Genomic DNA, 15,747 nt, shown 5'->3' with positions numbered 1-15,747 from the left:
GAAGGTTTTTACTTTATTTGTTGGGGTAATTATAGAGTAAGACGTTAACTTCTTTAAGGAGGAATGTATGATGAGTAAACAAGCTTATGAATATACAACAGATGATATTGTAGAGGAAACTGGAGATTATATTTGTGAATCTGGTGTAACTAGAACATTAGAAGAAGGTTCGAAGTTTCCATCATGTCCTGATACAGAAGTAGTTACTTATTGGAAGCGCGCTAATAGTCATTCTCACGCTTCTGGTCAGGAAGTTTTAGAATCTGGTCGATATGTAGACGAAGATGGAGATGAAGCATTTCTGGAGGCTGGAGCAATTTTCCCAAACTGCCCTAAATCCGGTGTTCCTACAACTTGGTCACACGCTGGATAACCAATGAGCTGATACTAGTCTTTTTAACAGACATGTATCAGCTTTTTATTATTTCAAATCATTCCAGTAGCTTTGGGCTTGCACTTCCCTCTCCTGCTGGTTCTTCCTTCTAGCTTCTTCAGAAATTAACAAAGACTCATTGATGCCATTTTTTACACCCCACTTGATAACAAAATATAGCAGGATAGAAACACCCAATATCCAAAGTAGCAATTGCCCTGTAGTCATTTAATTCACCTTACTCTCCATTTATTTGTTTCGTACAACAACTAGATAGCTTGTATTAACAGCCAACATGACTAAGCACATCAATGCAATAGAAAACATTTGAGATTGCTCACTAAAGAAAGAAAATGCTACAGCCAAAATAATACTTATGAGCATGAAAAGGTTAAATAGCTGATGAGCCCTGTAGAGACCTTGTAATGTGACATATTTCTCTCCATCATCCATAGATTCCATTAACTCTTTTTCATAATCCTTTGAAGTAACACTCGGAAGGTTTCTTTCTGGGTAAATATTTCTTACGAGATTTATACCAAAAATGGAAATGACACTGCTAGCAATAAACAAGAGAATAAACCCAATTTGAAGGATTGAATTATTCGACATAAGAATAGATATCGCTACAGCTAAGATTGATAGAATCAAAGATGTATTAGCTGTTATATTCAAATCAGCAAATTTTTTGTACTTAAATTCTTCCATCAAATCCTCTTGCTCTCCAACAAACTTTTGAGCATTAACTTTTTTCAACTTTTTGATTAATAGCAGACTAGCCACTAACAAAATCAAGAGAATGGCTAAAACAATATATAATAATATATTTACTGGCTGTGCCCATGCTTCATCTATTTTATTTTTACCCATCATTATAGCAAGTGTGATAGTAAAGCCAGCTAATCCTCCAAGCAGTAAGCTAATAATAGTTGTAAATACCTTTTTCATCATTCATCCTCCCTTATCAAAAAGACGTTTTCTACAGACTCATTAAAAATTCTTGCTATTCTAACAGCAATCAAAATGGATGGCATATATTCTTCACGTTCAATCAAGCTAATCGTTTGTCTAGAAATTTTAGCTAATTTAGCTAGCTCGGTTTGATTGAGCCCCTCTCTCGCTCGCAATTCTTTTAAGCGACTTTTCACAATCATCGCCTCCTCCTTTTTAATATATACAATAATAGTCATTTTGACAACTATAATTGTCATAATGACTATTATAATTTATAATATTTAATTTTAAAAGGAGGTCGCACTAAAAGCATGCGCCTCCTTTATTCTTAAAGACACTTATAAATCTCTTGCAATATCTTTAAGCTTATTTATAACTAGCTCTTCCTCGTTTGCCACATGAGAACTAGCAATTGTAATAAGCTCTGCATAGTCTCCTATACAGACTGAGCTTTGTGCTTGAAGAAACATAGATACATCGTTTGCGTCGTTTCCAAATGCTATAAACTGCTTGCTCTGTACTCCAAGCTTTTGTAATCCATTCCATTTATCAACACCCAATGGACTTATATCTAAAATCTTTTCGAGTCCATGGTTATAAATCACAACTGAGAGTTCTTGGAGTTCCTTTAGTAGGCTTTCTTGATCATTGCTATGTATTATGACTACTTTTACTATTTCGTTTAACTTATGTAATTCCAATTTTTTAGCTTGTTGCTTTGGATCCAAATTCCTTTTTATAGGGTGGTTTTCGTCACCTGTGTAAGCGTAGTCCCATTCGCTATCTACTAGGAACTCTGCTTTATATTTTCCTAGAAGCTGTATAATTTTATCAGAGGTTTGTTTGTCAAAATGAGTGCTTGATATAATTCGTCCCTCATTCGCTACAAATGCACCGTTACCTCCAATCATCGGTAGCTGATGAAAGTGTTTAGGGAGAATAGGCAATAGATCACGAATCGGTCTTGCAGAGGCTAGAATTACTTCATGCCCCATCGCCCCTAAATCTTCTAATGCTTTCACCATTGCATGAGTTAAGGGCTTCCCTTAAAAACAAATTGTTCCATCCAAATCAAAAACAAACTTCATCCTATATCCCTCCTCTTATAAAATAATCATAACAATTTGCTATATAATAAAAAAAGGACATATGTCCGAAAAGGAGAAAAAGATGAAGATTATTCAAACTCCAACAATTATTAGCCAGTATCTATCTCAATTTAATATTCAGGAGAAAATTACCTCTCCCCAAAATCTCTCTTTTCAGCTACGTCACTATAATCCAGGTGAAGCTATACTTAAAGAAGGAAATGAATTGGATGGATTATATTTTCAGGTAACCGGGAGGACAAAGGTAACCTCTAGTATAGAAACAGGAAAATCGCTGTTATTACGCTTTTGTCATCCTCATGCAATTTTTGGTGACATAGAGCTCTTGCAAAAGATAGAAATACAGTCACAGGTAGAGGCAGTAGAAGAAACCTCTTTATTATTTTTAGACAAGTTATCAGTAGAATTATATTTAATGAAGGATCCTTTATTTTTAGGGGAGCTATCTAAGCATTTATCCTATAAATTGCAAACCTGCACTACAGCATCTCGCGTAAACTTGTTGGCCACAGTGGAAGCCAGATTTGCAAGCTACTTATTAACTACTCGAGATATCCACAACTACTTTGGCAAAGAAATAACGACATACCAAACAGAGGAAATTGCCTCTCTCATCGGAACAACTCATCGACACTTAAATCGAATTATCCTTTCATTTTTAAAGAAGAAAATAATTAAAAAAGAGAAGAAAATATTAATTGTGTTGGATTGGGGATTTTTAGAAGAGCTTTCTAATGGTGTTAAATATGAATGAGGGGATAGTCTAACGTCCGCCCCTTTAGACTATATGTTTTATGTAAGTAACCACAATGTCTTGTATGTATAAAAAGAACAACCACCCTGCTATCCCTAACAAAATGGATATAAATAGATGAAGAGAATTTTGTAAGGCCAAATATACAATAAGTAACATTACTGCGGTAGCTGGGAAACCCCATAATACACCCAAAGCAAACTTACTCAAGGCGGGGGATTGTTCTCCTTGAACATACAACCAGATAATACTTAGTAAGCTTACTAAAGGCAAAGCTGCAATAATTCCTCCATATGTAGGAAATCTCCTCGAAATCTCCGTTACAATAGCTATTATAATGGCAGAAATAACGACTTTCATTATAACGTACATTTTTTAGCTACCTCACTTAAGGTCTTGAATGCTTTCTCAATTATTATTTGTTCTTCCTTAGAAAGCTGTTCTACTATTTTCATTAATTTTTCATCATCCAGGCTTGTATTTCGATATAAAACATTTGACCCTAGCTCGGATAAGCGTAATATGACCCTTCTATGGTCCTCTCCACTCTTCTCTTTTATTATGTATTTTTTGTCTATTAGTCTTTTCACATGTTCTGAGGCAGTATTATGCGATATTTGTAAAACCATTGCCACTTCATTTATCCCGGTATTCGGTTGTTTATCTATAAGCTGAAGTATACGTACTGCTTGATGAGTTATTTTATCCACATGTGGATAATGTAAATAAAAATAAATGTCTGTCCAATACTGATTCAATTGATTGACTTGTATGCTCATTTTTTTACCCCCTTTTATATCGTATAATACGATATAAATATAACATAAGAATAACAAAGGAACAAGTGCCTATGTCTTACCTGACAAGCGAACAGGGAATTTTCGGAAGCAGTTCTTATGACTATAGCACTTCTGTTTCACCTCGATTACAAGGCACTGAGGGTAGAAACACTTATAAAATCATAAACTTTACGATTTCTAAAAGCTTAGCTAAAGAAAACCTGGCTCCTCATCATTTAATTATTTCAGAAAAAAGATTCAACAAATGATATAGTTTTATATATTACGGATATCGAACTTATTTATATTTTTTTATTACTATTGTTACAGGTGCCTGGCACCTGTAACAATAGTAATAATATTTGGGGTGATAATAGAATGGATTTGCTTTTAATAATTTTGCCGGTCTTTATTATATTTTCTATTGGTTTTATAGGACAACGGTTGATAGGATTTGATATTAAATCTATTTCCTCTGCCGCTCTTTATTTGATGTCTCCTTTTTTAGCCTTCCGAACATTTTATACACACGAGCTATCCATAGATTATGTATATATTCTTATCGCTTGTCTTGGACTAACATTTTCTCTGTTATTAATCGCTTGGTTGTCTTCTCTTTTTATGCAAACTACGCGTTCAGAGTTGTCCGCATTGATTTTAGGAAGCGTTTTTCCGAATAGCGGTAATTATGGGGCTCCTGTAGTTCTATTCGCTTTAGGAGCAGTTGGGTTTGATTATGCTGTCGTAATTATGGTTTTCCACGGGTTAATCATTAATACGATCGGAATATTCTTTGCATCGTTAGGTGGAGAGGAAAAAGCTACATGTAAACAGGCTATTTATAAAGTGTTAAGAATGCCTTTGGCTTATGCTTCAGCACTCGGTATCTTACTCCAGTTAGTAGATATAACAGTTCCTCAAGCAGTAATGGAGGGAGTTGGCCTTGCCGCGGACGCTTCTATCCCTACAGTTATGCTTGTATTAGGTATGCAGCTTGCCGTTATTTCTAAAAAGAAGGTAGCGTATCGTTTGGTATCAGCAGCGACCATTATACGTATGGCAGTATCACCTTTAGTTGCAGCAGTAATTGTTTCATTTATGCCTTTAGATGAATTATATAAAACCGTGTTTATTATCCAATCAGCTATGCCAACTGCTGCCAACACAACTCTCCTCGCCCTACAGTTTGGCACCGAACCGGATCTCGTTTCGTTTATGACCTTTATCACTACCATTCTAAGCATTATCACTATCCCATTAACACTATTTTTCCTAGGAATATGATTCCTTCTATTATTACAGGTGCCTGGCACCTGTAATAATAGAACTCTATAAATTATTGCTAGTCCTTCAAGTATGAATAGGATTTGTTTTTCATAGGTTAATTTGAAGGAGTGATAACAGATGGAAAATTGGCAATTTCGAGGTAGTTATAAGCCATACGTTTCTCCACGGGACCCTTGCCCTCCTATTTTAGTTAAGAAATTTGTACTTCCTCCACAGCTATTTACTAATTTTCAACCACCAGGACTGCCGCAAAATACACCAGCAGAAGCTTTAAAGCAAGGTTCTTTATGGCCACAATTTGTTGATGGATTTTATAGGGAGGAGGGAATTTCTTGACGTCCAGCGATCACCAATGGAATTTATTGAAACAGGTTCAACAAATGGACTTTGTTGTTGTGGAACTAACACTTTACACAGATACACATCCGGATGATATGGATGCTCTAGAACAATGGAGAGAAGCTATAAAAAATGCAGCTGCTGTCAGAAAGAAATATGAAGCACAATATGGACCAATTTCATTAAATACTATTCCCTCCAAGCAGGCATTAGAGGTTGGCTGGCGATGGAACTCTACTCCATGGCCATGGCAAATTTAAGAAAGGGGATAAATAATGTGGGTTTATGAGAAAAAGCTGCTTTATCCTGTTGAGGTAACCACATGCAATCCGATGCTTGCTAGGTATCTTATGGAGCAATATGGCGGTGCTGATGGAGAGCTGGCTGCTGCATTAAGATATATGAATCAACGATATACTGTTCCTGATAAGGTAATAGGTGTTCTAACAGATATTTCTACGGAAGAGTTTTCTCATCTAGAAATGCTTGCAACGATGATTTATAAGCTGACAAAGGATGCTACTCCTGAACAATTAGAAAAAGCAGGCTTAGGAGCTCATTTTGTGAATCATGGACACTCTTTATTCTATGAAAATGCTGGTGGTGTTCCCTTTACTGCTACGTATATTCAATCTAAGGGAGACCCAATTGCTGACTTATATGAGGATATAGCAGCGGAGGAAAAAGCCCGTGCAACTTATCAATGGCTGATTGATATCTCAGATGACCCTGGTATTAATGATGCTCTTCGATTCTTAAGAGAAAGAGAAAACATTCATTCCTTACGGTTTAGAGAATCTGTGGAGATACTTAAAGAAGAGCGAGACCGGAAAAAGATATTTTAATTTAAAGTGCTTGGCGACTAGTTTTCTAGTTTCTAAGCCTTTTATTTTTGCTAATTATAGTTTTAGGAATGTTACAGGTGCCAGGCACCTGTAACATTCCTAAAACTAGAAACATTCCTGCATCTGATCATACTTCTGTATTTTTTTGGGAGAGCTTGGTTTGTATATTCAGTTTGGCTTAGGCAACAATAACTTGAAGGATAATGTATTACTTCCGCCCAATTAGAATGGCAAGGAGGAATATAGCGAGATGAAATCATTAGTCATTAAAGTTGGAGTAGTATTCCTTGTGTTCTTTGGTATTGGTATTGGTTTCGCTACTTCTGCCAAGGATAAGGGACGACCATATTACGAAGAAAAGGGTTATGTCCTTTGGGAGATTAAAACAGATGAAAAAGTCATTGCTTTGACCTTTGATGATGGGCCACATCCTACATACACTCCGCAGGTTTTAGATTTACTGAAAAAATACGATGCCAAAGCTACCTTTTTTGTAATTGGAGAAAGAGCTGAAAAATATCCGGAAGTTGTATCTAGAATTGGGGAAGAGAACCATGAGATTGCCAACCATACGTATACCCACCCATTAAGCATTTCCCCTGCAAGGTTAAAGGAAGAATTAAAAAAAACGAATGATATTATTCACGACATTACTGGTACTTACCCAATCTTTTATCGACCGGTAGGTGGACAGTATAACGATAAAATTATTAATACAGCGATAAATGAAGGTTATAAGGTGATCATGTGGTCCTGGCATCAAGATACGGAGGATTGGAAAACCCCAGGTGTCAAAAAGATAGTAAAAAAAGTATTGTCTGGAGTTCAGCCAGGGAATATCGTTTTGTTTCATGATTCAGGAGGAGACCGCTCACAAACCATCCGAGCGTTGGAGGAAATACTACCAGAGCTTCAACAACAGGGTTATAAATTTGTCACAGTTTCTGAACTTATTGAAATTTACACTATGCCTGCTAACCCCTAATAAAACCTAGTATGAGTACAATTACCTTTTCTACTCCAAAAATAAAAGGCTTGAATCATTAAATAACTAATGATTCAAGCTTTTTTCTTAGTTTATTTATTTTTATCCTTTTCAAACAAAACAATTAATGCTGGTAGTAAAATACCGCGAATCAAGAAAGTATCGAGTATAATACCTACCGCTACTATGAATCCAAAGACGAATAATAATTGTATTGGCTGAGTCATTAACACAGCAAATGTAGCTGCCAATAAAATACCAGCCGAGGAAATTACTCCACCTGTGTGCGCCACAGCTATTTGAACAGCTTCCTTCACAGAATGCTTCTGTCTTTCCTCTAAGAAACGAGAGATTAAAATAATATTATAATCTATACCAAGCGCGACCAAGAATACAAAGGAATACAACGGAACACGGTTACTAATCGTATCAATGTCAAAGAATAAATTAGATAAGAACATCCCTAAACCTAATGCAGCCAAGAATGATAAAAGTATCGTTCCCATCATATAAATAGGCATCTTAATAGACTTAGTTAATACGATTAATAGGATGAAGATTAGGATAGTTTCTAGTACTACAATAACTATTAAATCACGATCATTTACAGCGCGGTCATCCACTTGAGAAGCTGTCTCTCCTGCAAAGTATAACTCGCCGTTAGCATCTATAGATGAAACAATATCCTCTTTCTCTTCTACCATCTTTTCCAGAGCATCCATTGATTCAGTAGAATAAGGACTTTCCTCAAAGGTTAGTTGATATTGAACTGCTAAGCCATCCTCTGATACACCTGTTGGACGTACAGAGCTAACTCGATCTTGTTTTTGAAGTTGCTCCAGAATGCTGGCTTGAACTTCCTCTGTAACTTCTTCCTTTGATTCAAAAAGTACAGTAGTTGGTGCTAAATCACCTTTAGCAAACTCTTCTTCCATAATTTCATAACCCAGACGTGATGGCATATCTGCTGGGAATGACTTCATCGTGTCAAATTCGTATTTCAGATTGAACATATTTAAAGCCGAAACAACTAAAATAACTAATATAATAAGAGCAGCTACTATTGGTTTCTTTGCAACGAATGAACCAATTTTGCTCCATAGTCTATTGACCTTCTCTTCCCCTTCCCCGTATTTAGGAATGCGTGGCCAGAATGATTTACGACCAAATAATGTGAACAATGCAGGGATTAATGTTACAGAAGCAAACATAATAACAAACATTGTTGTACCAAAAATCGGAGCAAAGTTTTTATAATCTCCGAAGTTCGCAAAGAACAATACTAGCATTGCAGCAAGCACAGTTCCACCCGCGAAGAATACAGGAATACCTGTTTCTCTCATAGCCCACTTCATCGAATCAAACTTACTATCGTAATTCTTTAGTTCTTCTCGGTAACGAGAGAAAACAAATAAAGAATAGTCTATGGTTGCTGCAAATAGCAGAATAGACATGATCGATACGGATTGGACTGCTAAGTCTAAACCACCAGCTCCCAAAATACCAAGCAATTGGTTAACTACCTGATACACAATACCTGCAGCCAATAATGGAATAATTGCTAACAATGGAGAACGATAAATAACGATTAAAAGAATTAATATGATACCAACAGTTGCTAAAATTAAAACTAAATCTGCTCTTTCAAACAAATTAGTTGTGTCTACAGCAATACCTGCTGGTCCAGTAATATATACCTCTGTCCCAGATTCTTCAGAAACAATGTCTCTAATATCTTCTAAGGATTTTTCTAATTCAGCCGTTTCCAAAGACGTTACAAAGTTTAATGGCACAACTGCTGTCCTTTTATCCTCTGAAAAGAATCCAGCTAAAGCTTGAGGTGGCAGGCTACTAAAAGGAACAACTTCCTTAACACCATTAATATTTGCAGCACTTACTTTATCCAACGCTTCCCCAAGTGCAGCAACATCGATTTCTGAGTCCTTAGATTGTAACACCAGAATGGCCGGAAGACTTTCCGCATCCTTAAAATGCTCATCAATATGATTCTGTGCAATTACTGATTGAGCATCCTCCGGTAAAGACGCTACGCTTGATACTTTATATTCTCCTGCGCTAGGTGCAAATACAGTCAGTAAGACTGTGATGGCTAGCCATACGCCAATTGTGGTCCACATCCCTTTTTTAGTGGTCACAAAATCTGTTACACTTCCTAGTAACTTTTTCAACAATTCCACTCCCTACTAGCTTATTTAAGTGACACTAGTGTCACTTTGAATAAAAAAACATTTTCATTTACATTATCCTTTTCTATCCTTTTCCTGTCAATTAATCGTGCTTGAACATCCCACTACTTAAAATTTCCTTGATAGAACCAATCCATTCTTTCTCTGGAATATTAAAATGATTAGGAATAGCAATAATTTGAAAGATCATCCCCAACAAAATAGCCGTAGGCAAATGCTCTTTAATAACTCCTTCTTTTCTTCCCAGCTCAATAAACCCTTCAAATTGCTGATACATACTAATATAGTATTCGCTTATTTTAGATTTATTATTCAATGCTCGCTTTGTTGTAGGTGCCGGGATTTGACCGATGATTTCCAACACACCATAAATATTACTTTGCGTAAAAATAAAATCAATTAACTCATTAAATTGAGTTGGAAAATCTGCCGTTTTATTTAATTTTTCAAAGTCACTTAAAAATCTAGCCATTTCATACATTAAAAACTCTGAGATAAGTTCATCCTTATTTTCATAATACTTATAAATACTTCCTCTTGAAACCTTCAACCTAGAAGCCAGCTTACTAAAAGTAAAAGCCTCATAACCATCATGGATAATTAGTTCCTTTGTTTCCTGAAAAAGATGCTCATCTGTAAATTTTCGCTCACGAGCCACATCCAACACCTCACTATTCTCTTCAGTATATTACAAAATTCTATTAGCATAAACATACACACAAAAAGATTACAGCAATGTTGCAGGTGCCAGGCACCTGCAACATTGCTGTAATCTAGTTATTTATGGTTTGCTATGGCTGTTGCAATTTGGTCGATGGAAGGGATTGTGCTTGTTTTGTTGTTTTCTGTTAGTACGGTAAATATGAGTAGTTCTCCGTCTTTTGTTTTGGCATAGCCAGCAAGTGCTTTAATGTTTTTAAGACTTCCTGTTTTCGCCATGATATTTCCTGCAGCAGGGGCTGTATTTAGTCTGTAGCGTAATGTTCCCCCAACATATCGATCCTTAGATCCAGCAATAGGTAGGCTCTTGTAATACGTGTTATACCAAGGCTCTTTTCTAATCACGTATAACAAATGAGAAAGCTCGCTAGATGTAATTTTGTTAGAGTATGATAACCCAGAGGCATCCTCGAATTTCCATTTAGAAACGTCTATCCCCACTGAAAATGCATAGTCACGCATTACCTGTAAGCCCGCGTCCCAGCTTCCTTCACCATAAACCTTTCTACCCATTTCCTTAGCTAAAATCTCTGCATGCACATTATTGCTTAACTTCATAAATGGAACGATTAAATCTTTTAAAGGCTGAGATTTTTTAGATAGTAAAGTTTTTGCGCTCGCTGGAGCTTTCCCCTTCACTAATTTAGTACTCTTGCTTAGGCTTATCCCCTTTTCAGCTAAAGATCGCTTGAAAATATCTAAAGCATACATCGTTGGGTCTTTTACAGCAATCCATTCCTTAGATCCGGATGTCCCAATAGGAGAATTCCCTGTTACAATAACTTTGTTTGTTCCCACTTCACGAGTAATTTTTAACGTATTTTTATTTCCTTTTGGTACTGTCTTGGATCTGTTGACGACCTGTAATACGCCTGTATTTGGAGTTAAGGTTACTCTTGTAGCTTTTCCATTGCTAGTCGGTTTCGCTTCTACAATCACAGAGCCCGCATCAAAGTCTCCATTTGGAGATAAGGTCAGCGCAGAAATAGGAGCTGCATAATAATAAGGCACGTCCTCTGCTAAAATACCAGCAGACAACCGAACACTCTCATACCAAGTGTCATCACCTACTAGATTTCCTGAAATGTGTTTAATACCTTTTTTAGATAAACCAGCGGCAAAATTGTCAAAATGGCTCTTCAATAACGTTGGATCTCCTTGACCCTTCAAGTAAAGATTACCTTGCAAGGTACCCTTATTTATCTTTCCATCCATTAATACAGCAGTAGAAAATTGAAAATTTTCACCTAAAGTATCCAAAGCGGCTGCGCCAGTTAATAATTTTAAGGATGAGGCAGGAGTAATGCCTTTATCCCCATTTCGCTCATAGATAACCTCTCCAGTCGATGCTTTTCTAATCGTAATACTAGTTGTTGCATTCTTCATGCGGGTATCTGCCATTATCGTATTTAATTTATTCGTTAAACTAGCATAGGATGTAGCAGCCTCTACTGATGAAGAAGCTGTAGTTGGCACTAACACAGCGCTTACTAGTAACATGATAGATACTATTGTGAAAAATAGTTTTTTCCAAACCAGCACTTTTCTACCTCCATCTTTTCTATTTTCTGTTAGTTTAACACGTAATTGTAAGATAATAAGTTAAAATATAATATATTACAAAAATACGGTCTAATTTCCTATAGTCTAACTTTTCAAGTTCTAGATATTAAAAGAAGCGGTGTAAAGTCTCCTACTCTTCTCACCCTAATCTAAAGGCCTTAAAGCTTGAGTATGTTCCAAATAAATAAACGCATTATACCGTTCACTTATTTTGGAGGGCACATAATTTCCATATGCTTCAAATGCAGGGTTATACACTACTCCAATTGCTCGGTGACCGATCCATTGGTTGAACAGATAACGATTCTCTTCATTAAAGATCAGCATCTTATCTTCTGCTCCTGCTTCATGGAGTACATCCTCCCAAGAATCCTTTCGTGCTGGGGGAACCTTTTCCTTTTTGTACGGAATACCCCATTCATCTGCTGCAACAACTGTTCCAGAGTAAGTACCAAATCCCACAGCAAATACGTTATCTTTTCTATTTTGAAGTCGAAGAATTTGACCAACGTTTAGCATACCTGCATCTTTCATATCTGTAGCTGAAGCATCACCAATATGCGTATTATGCTCCCAAATAATTATTTTTGCATTCTTTCCGTCATAATCCATTATTTCATTGATTGCTTCTACCATATGTTCATCCCGCACATTCCAAGACAGGTTATCACTTCGAACCATCGCTCGGTAATACTCCTCTGCATTTTGTGCAACCATAGCGTTCATCTTTAAATTTAAGTCATTTTCTTCCTCGTCTTTAAAATTGTCTTCATGTGCCCTAATGGACTTGATAAGCTTTGACACTTCTTCTATGCAAGCTTCCGAAATATCTAACGTCGATAGCGCGTACGTTTCCGGATGACCGTTAAACGGTTCAAAACAAGAAAAGGCTCTTTGAGCAAATTGTAGATCCACTCCATTTGGATCGGTTTCCTTCAAATAACGAATGACTTCATCTAAGGATTCCCATAGACTATAGACATCTATTCCATAGAATCCCACTTTGTCTTCCTTAACCTTATTGTCATTATAAGTCCTTAACCATGCCGTAAATTCTGTAATTTCTTCATTTGCCCACATCCAAGCTGGCCATCGTTCAAATGCAGACTGGAGCATTTCTTTAACATTGGAATATTTACTGTAACCTTTTACAAATCGGTTAACCTGCTGGGTGGAGGGCCAGTTCCCCTCAACTGCTATCAACGTAAAACCTTTTTCTTTTATTAACCTTTTGGAAATCTCTGCTCTTACTTTATAAAATTCCGAGGTTCCGTGACTCGCCTCTCCAAGTAAAACAATTTTAGCTTCCCCAATTGCCTCTAAAAGAGGGTTAAAGTCCTCATTCATAGATAGTGGTAAAGCATACCTTTGAATAGACTCCTTTAAATTCTTCAATAAAAGCACTCCTCTCCCATAAAGTTTGAGTAATCTAAAATTATTTTATTCCATTTTAAATTCTAAGTAGAAATTAAACGAATTTATGGTATGATATTGTAAATTAAATGCGACGAAGAGAAGAGTAAGTAATTTAAAGTCTTCCAAAGAGAGTCCCCGTAGCTGAAAAGGGATGAAGAAGAAATTACTGAAACAAGCCTCTGAGCTTCACATAGGACCTGTTCTATACGGGGTATGATGTGACGGGTGCTCCTGTTATAGAGCTAAAGTATAAGCATATTCTATGCCGTACTTGAAAAGGTTCCATTGGTGACAATGGAACAAACTGGGGTGGCACCACGACATGATAATCTCGTCCCCAAGACAAACGTCTTGGGGGTGGGATTTTTTTATTTGTAAATAATTATCATGTCGGGAGGAATATAAATGAGTAATCGAAAAACAAGAACACTCTATTTAGGTGTAGTGGGGCTTGCAAACATTGGAGGCTGGATTTATTTACTTGCCCTCAATTTAATTATTTTGGAGAAAACCGGGTCTGTATTAGCCGTTACTGGATTATATATAATTAAACCATTTGCTAGTATGTTAATAGGGCCTTGGGCTGGAAGTGTAATCGACCGAGTATCTACAAAGCATTTAATGATATTTTTAGATTTACTACGAGCCCTTCTTGTAGGGTCATTGCTCTTGGTCGATTCGCTATGGGCAATCTACGTGATGGTTTTATTTATTCAAATGGCTGGTGCTATGTTTGAAACAAGCTCATTTACTTATATGACTTTATTGCTACCAGAAGAGGAGCGAAACAAATTTAATGCCTTGCTAAGCTTTGTTCATTCAGGTGCCTTTGTGACGGGTCCCTTCCTAGCTGGGATTCTATTTATGCTTGCCCCACTTGAGTTTTCTCTATTAATAAATATTATTATTTTTATTTGCTGCGGCATATGGACTTCGTTCTTGCCCAATAAACTCAATGCTACAATAGGAGCAAAAAAACACCTCGATTTAAAAGAGGTGCGAGAAGATTGGTTATTAGTTTGGAAGTTCAGTAAAAAATCATTACCCTTTTTCTTAATTTATATGACTTTCCAAGGAACAATGCTGTTGACTGCTGCACTAGACTCTACAGAAGTTGCATTTGCTAAAGAGGTTCTCTCCCTTACGGACGCTGCTTATGGCTCACTTGTAAGCATAGGAGGGGTAGGCTTTCTATTAGGCGCCATATGTACGAATCTATTAGTAAGATTTCTTTCACCTAAAGCTTTAATGAGCGTTGGGACACTTTTAGTAGCAACTGGATATTTTATTTATAGTATTTCTACTACCTATTTTGTTGCAAGTCTCGGATTTCTGATCTTGTCATTTTTTCTTTCAATAGCCAATACCGGTTATATGACGTTTATACAATCTCATATCGACTCTAATATGATGGGAAGAATCTCAAGCTTATATGAAATGGCTTCCAGCTTCGTTCAAATGATTGCAGTATTGCTTTTTGGTATATTCGCAGGCTGGATATCTGTCAAAGCTGTTGTTATTGGCGGCTCATTGCTCATGCTCATCGTGTCATGCTATCTATTAACTGTTGTATGGAAGTTCTCTAACCAAAAGATAATAGATAACATTTAACTATTTTTTACGCAGGAAAAGGCTAATACAACAGGTATCCTTTGCCTTCTCTTAAATTCTTCCTCACTCGAGAAGTGCTCACGCTTAGGTGTACCTTCGCGTAATTCCAGGATAGTAAAGCCTTCTTCACGTAACGCTGTAAAGTATTGTTCAATTGTGCGGTGAAATTTCACCACAACATGATCAATCCAAGGTTCTTCTCTTTCACCGTCTATAAAATAATTGTCCACAATCCAATTCTCACGTCTCTCTCCTGTTTGCTTGCTTAAAAAGGAAGAGGTCGTGAGAGGATGTTGGACACTAAACACTAGTTTTCCATTATTCTTTAGACTCTTATGTATAGAACGGAATAACTCATTTATATTAGACACATAATGTATAGCAAATCTTGAAGTAACTAAGTCAAACGAGTTCTCCGGGTAAGAATAGGATTCCATTGTATTTAAAATCACTTCTCCGTTTGTATCTTTTAAATTTATTGTCGCAGCATCTGCCATTTTACTGGATCCCTCAACACCTGTATATTTAGCTGCCCCATCTCGTAATAATTCCTTACCAAATAAACCATCACCACAGCCTAAATCTAATATGGACTTATTCTTAAAATTACCTACTAGCTCAAACATAACTGGTCCTTCAATTGCATTATTTGGACTATCCGGTCGACCTCTTCTATTTAAATAATTCGAAAAAAAATCTGGCTGATTATAAACATCGGACCCTTTATGTGACAATACAATAACCTCCCAATAATTTTAGTAAAATAGCGGTACATCAAAGTTTAGATAACGAGCAGAAAATGGTA

General features: G+C 36.5%; 19 protein-coding genes and 1 other annotated feature. Of the genes, 8 read left to right on the top strand and 11 right to left on the bottom strand.

Annotation, left to right across the window (positions count from 1 at the left end; translation table 11 throughout):
- Positions 1-70: 70 nt before the first annotated feature.
- Positions 71-373 carry a hypothetical protein gene (locus ACQKNZ_RS01920; protein ID WP_144539989.1) on the top strand — a complete coding sequence of 101 codons (303 nt, stop codon included), beginning with the start codon at positions 71-73 and terminating at the stop codon, positions 371-373.
- 48 nt (positions 374-421) lie between these two features.
- Here ACQKNZ_RS01920 and ACQKNZ_RS01915 read toward each other — a convergent pair whose 3' ends face one another.
- The 4 genes from ACQKNZ_RS01915 to ACQKNZ_RS01900 form a co-directional block, all read right to left on the bottom strand.
- On the bottom strand, positions 422-601 hold the full coding sequence (locus tag ACQKNZ_RS01915) for a DUF6019 family protein (protein WP_144539991.1): 180 nt from the start codon (positions 599-601) through the stop codon (positions 422-424).
- Between the two features lie 21 nt (positions 602-622).
- The gene (locus ACQKNZ_RS01910) at positions 623-1,321 is read right to left on the bottom strand and encodes a DUF3169 family protein (RefSeq protein WP_427657756.1); all 699 of its coding nucleotides are present in this window, start codon (positions 1,319-1,321) and stop codon (positions 623-625) included.
- The gene (locus tag ACQKNZ_RS01905) at positions 1,321-1,521 is read right to left on the bottom strand and encodes a helix-turn-helix transcriptional regulator (protein WP_427657754.1); all 201 of its coding nucleotides are present in this window, start codon (positions 1,519-1,521) and stop codon (positions 1,321-1,323) included. Before ACQKNZ_RS01905 ends, ACQKNZ_RS01910 begins: the two co-directional genes overlap by 1 nt.
- Before the next feature lie 144 nt (positions 1,522-1,665).
- A complete protein-coding gene (locus tag ACQKNZ_RS01900) occupies positions 1,666-2,352 on the bottom strand; it encodes an HAD-IIB family hydrolase (protein WP_427657752.1) in 687 nt (228 codons plus the stop codon).
- A 145-nt stretch (positions 2,353-2,497) separates the two neighbouring features.
- Here ACQKNZ_RS01900 and ACQKNZ_RS01895 point away from each other — a divergent pair, with 145 nt between their 5' ends.
- Positions 2,498-3,190, top strand: coding sequence for a Crp/Fnr family transcriptional regulator (locus ACQKNZ_RS01895; RefSeq protein ID WP_427657750.1), 693 nt, complete (start codon positions 2,498-2,500; stop codon positions 3,188-3,190).
- 24 nt (positions 3,191-3,214) lie between these two features.
- On the opposite strand, the gene ACQKNZ_RS01890 is transcribed toward ACQKNZ_RS01895, so the two are convergent.
- Together ACQKNZ_RS01890 and ACQKNZ_RS01885 are read right to left on the bottom strand one after the other, a co-directional pair.
- Positions 3,215-3,562 (bottom strand): DUF3147 family protein, encoded by a 348-nt coding sequence (locus ACQKNZ_RS01890; protein ID WP_144539999.1) that lies wholly within the window; start codon positions 3,560-3,562, stop codon positions 3,215-3,217.
- Entirely contained in the window at positions 3,550-3,969 is a 420-nt protein-coding gene (locus ACQKNZ_RS01885; protein WP_427657748.1) for a MarR family winged helix-turn-helix transcriptional regulator, read from the bottom strand. The genes ACQKNZ_RS01890 and ACQKNZ_RS01885 overlap by 13 nt, the downstream gene beginning before the upstream one ends.
- A 378-nt stretch (positions 3,970-4,347) precedes the next feature.
- Here ACQKNZ_RS01885 and ACQKNZ_RS01880 point away from each other — a divergent pair, with 378 nt between their 5' ends.
- From ACQKNZ_RS01880 to ACQKNZ_RS01860, 5 genes are all read left to right on the top strand, one after another.
- The gene (locus ACQKNZ_RS01880; protein ID WP_427657746.1) at positions 4,348-5,253 is read left to right on the top strand and encodes an AEC family transporter; all 906 of its coding nucleotides are present in this window, start codon (positions 4,348-4,350) and stop codon (positions 5,251-5,253) included.
- A gap of 120 nt (positions 5,254-5,373) precedes the next feature.
- Entirely contained in the window at positions 5,374-5,592 is a 219-nt protein-coding gene (locus ACQKNZ_RS01875) for a spore coat associated protein CotJA (protein ID WP_144540003.1), read from the top strand.
- Positions 5,589-5,855 (top strand): spore coat protein CotJB, encoded by a 267-nt coding sequence (locus ACQKNZ_RS01870; RefSeq protein WP_144540005.1) that lies wholly within the window; start codon positions 5,589-5,591, stop codon positions 5,853-5,855. Before ACQKNZ_RS01875 ends, ACQKNZ_RS01870 begins: the two co-directional genes overlap by 4 nt.
- Before the next feature lie 15 nt (positions 5,856-5,870).
- Positions 5,871-6,440, top strand: coding sequence for a manganese catalase family protein (locus ACQKNZ_RS01865; RefSeq protein WP_144540007.1), 570 nt, complete (start codon positions 5,871-5,873; stop codon positions 6,438-6,440).
- 250 nt (positions 6,441-6,690) lie between these two features.
- The gene (locus tag ACQKNZ_RS01860; protein WP_427657743.1) at positions 6,691-7,425 is read left to right on the top strand and encodes a polysaccharide deacetylase family protein; all 735 of its coding nucleotides are present in this window, start codon (positions 6,691-6,693) and stop codon (positions 7,423-7,425) included.
- Positions 7,426-7,517: 92 nt separating this feature from the next.
- On the opposite strand, the gene ACQKNZ_RS01855 is transcribed toward ACQKNZ_RS01860, so the two are convergent.
- From ACQKNZ_RS01855 to ACQKNZ_RS01840, 4 genes are all read right to left on the bottom strand, one after another.
- On the bottom strand, positions 7,518-9,614 hold the full coding sequence (locus ACQKNZ_RS01855; RefSeq protein WP_427657741.1) for an MMPL family transporter: 2,097 nt from the start codon (positions 9,612-9,614) through the stop codon (positions 7,518-7,520).
- 100 nt (positions 9,615-9,714) lie between these two features.
- Positions 9,715-10,290, bottom strand: a complete 576-nt coding sequence (locus ACQKNZ_RS01850) for a TetR/AcrR family transcriptional regulator (RefSeq protein WP_186318226.1) — start codon at positions 10,288-10,290, stop codon at positions 9,715-9,717.
- 119 nt (positions 10,291-10,409) lie between these two features.
- The gene (gene dacB / locus ACQKNZ_RS01845) at positions 10,410-11,894 is read right to left on the bottom strand and encodes a D-alanyl-D-alanine carboxypeptidase/D-alanyl-D-alanine endopeptidase (protein WP_427657738.1); all 1,485 of its coding nucleotides are present in this window, start codon (positions 11,892-11,894) and stop codon (positions 10,410-10,412) included.
- Positions 11,895-12,059: 165 nt separating this feature from the next.
- Positions 12,060-13,310: an erythromycin esterase family protein gene (locus ACQKNZ_RS01840; RefSeq protein WP_427657736.1), complete on the bottom strand. Its 1,251-nt coding sequence runs from the start codon at positions 13,308-13,310 to the stop codon at positions 12,060-12,062.
- Positions 13,311-13,413: 103 nt separating this feature from the next.
- Positions 13,414-13,673: a binding site (T-box leader), on the top strand.
- Positions 13,674-13,736: 63 nt separating this feature from the next.
- On the opposite strand from ACQKNZ_RS01840, the gene ACQKNZ_RS01835 reads away from it, so the two are divergent.
- A complete protein-coding gene (locus ACQKNZ_RS01835; RefSeq protein WP_427657734.1) occupies positions 13,737-14,942 on the top strand; it encodes an MFS transporter in 1,206 nt (401 codons plus the stop codon).
- Here ACQKNZ_RS01835 and ACQKNZ_RS01830 read toward each other — a convergent pair.
- Entirely contained in the window at positions 14,939-15,676 is a 738-nt protein-coding gene (locus tag ACQKNZ_RS01830; protein WP_427657732.1) for a class I SAM-dependent methyltransferase, read from the bottom strand. The genes ACQKNZ_RS01835 and ACQKNZ_RS01830 overlap by 4 nt on opposite strands.
- Positions 15,677-15,747: the final 71 nt, after the last annotated feature.

The sequence above is a fragment of the Psychrobacillus sp. NPDC093200 genome, assembly GCF_050280345.1.
Classification (GTDB): Bacteria; Bacillota; Bacilli; order Bacillales_A; family Planococcaceae; genus Psychrobacillus; species Psychrobacillus faecigallinarum.
Note: the sequence above shows the minus strand (reverse complement) of the source record. Positions and strands in the feature narration are given on the sequence as shown.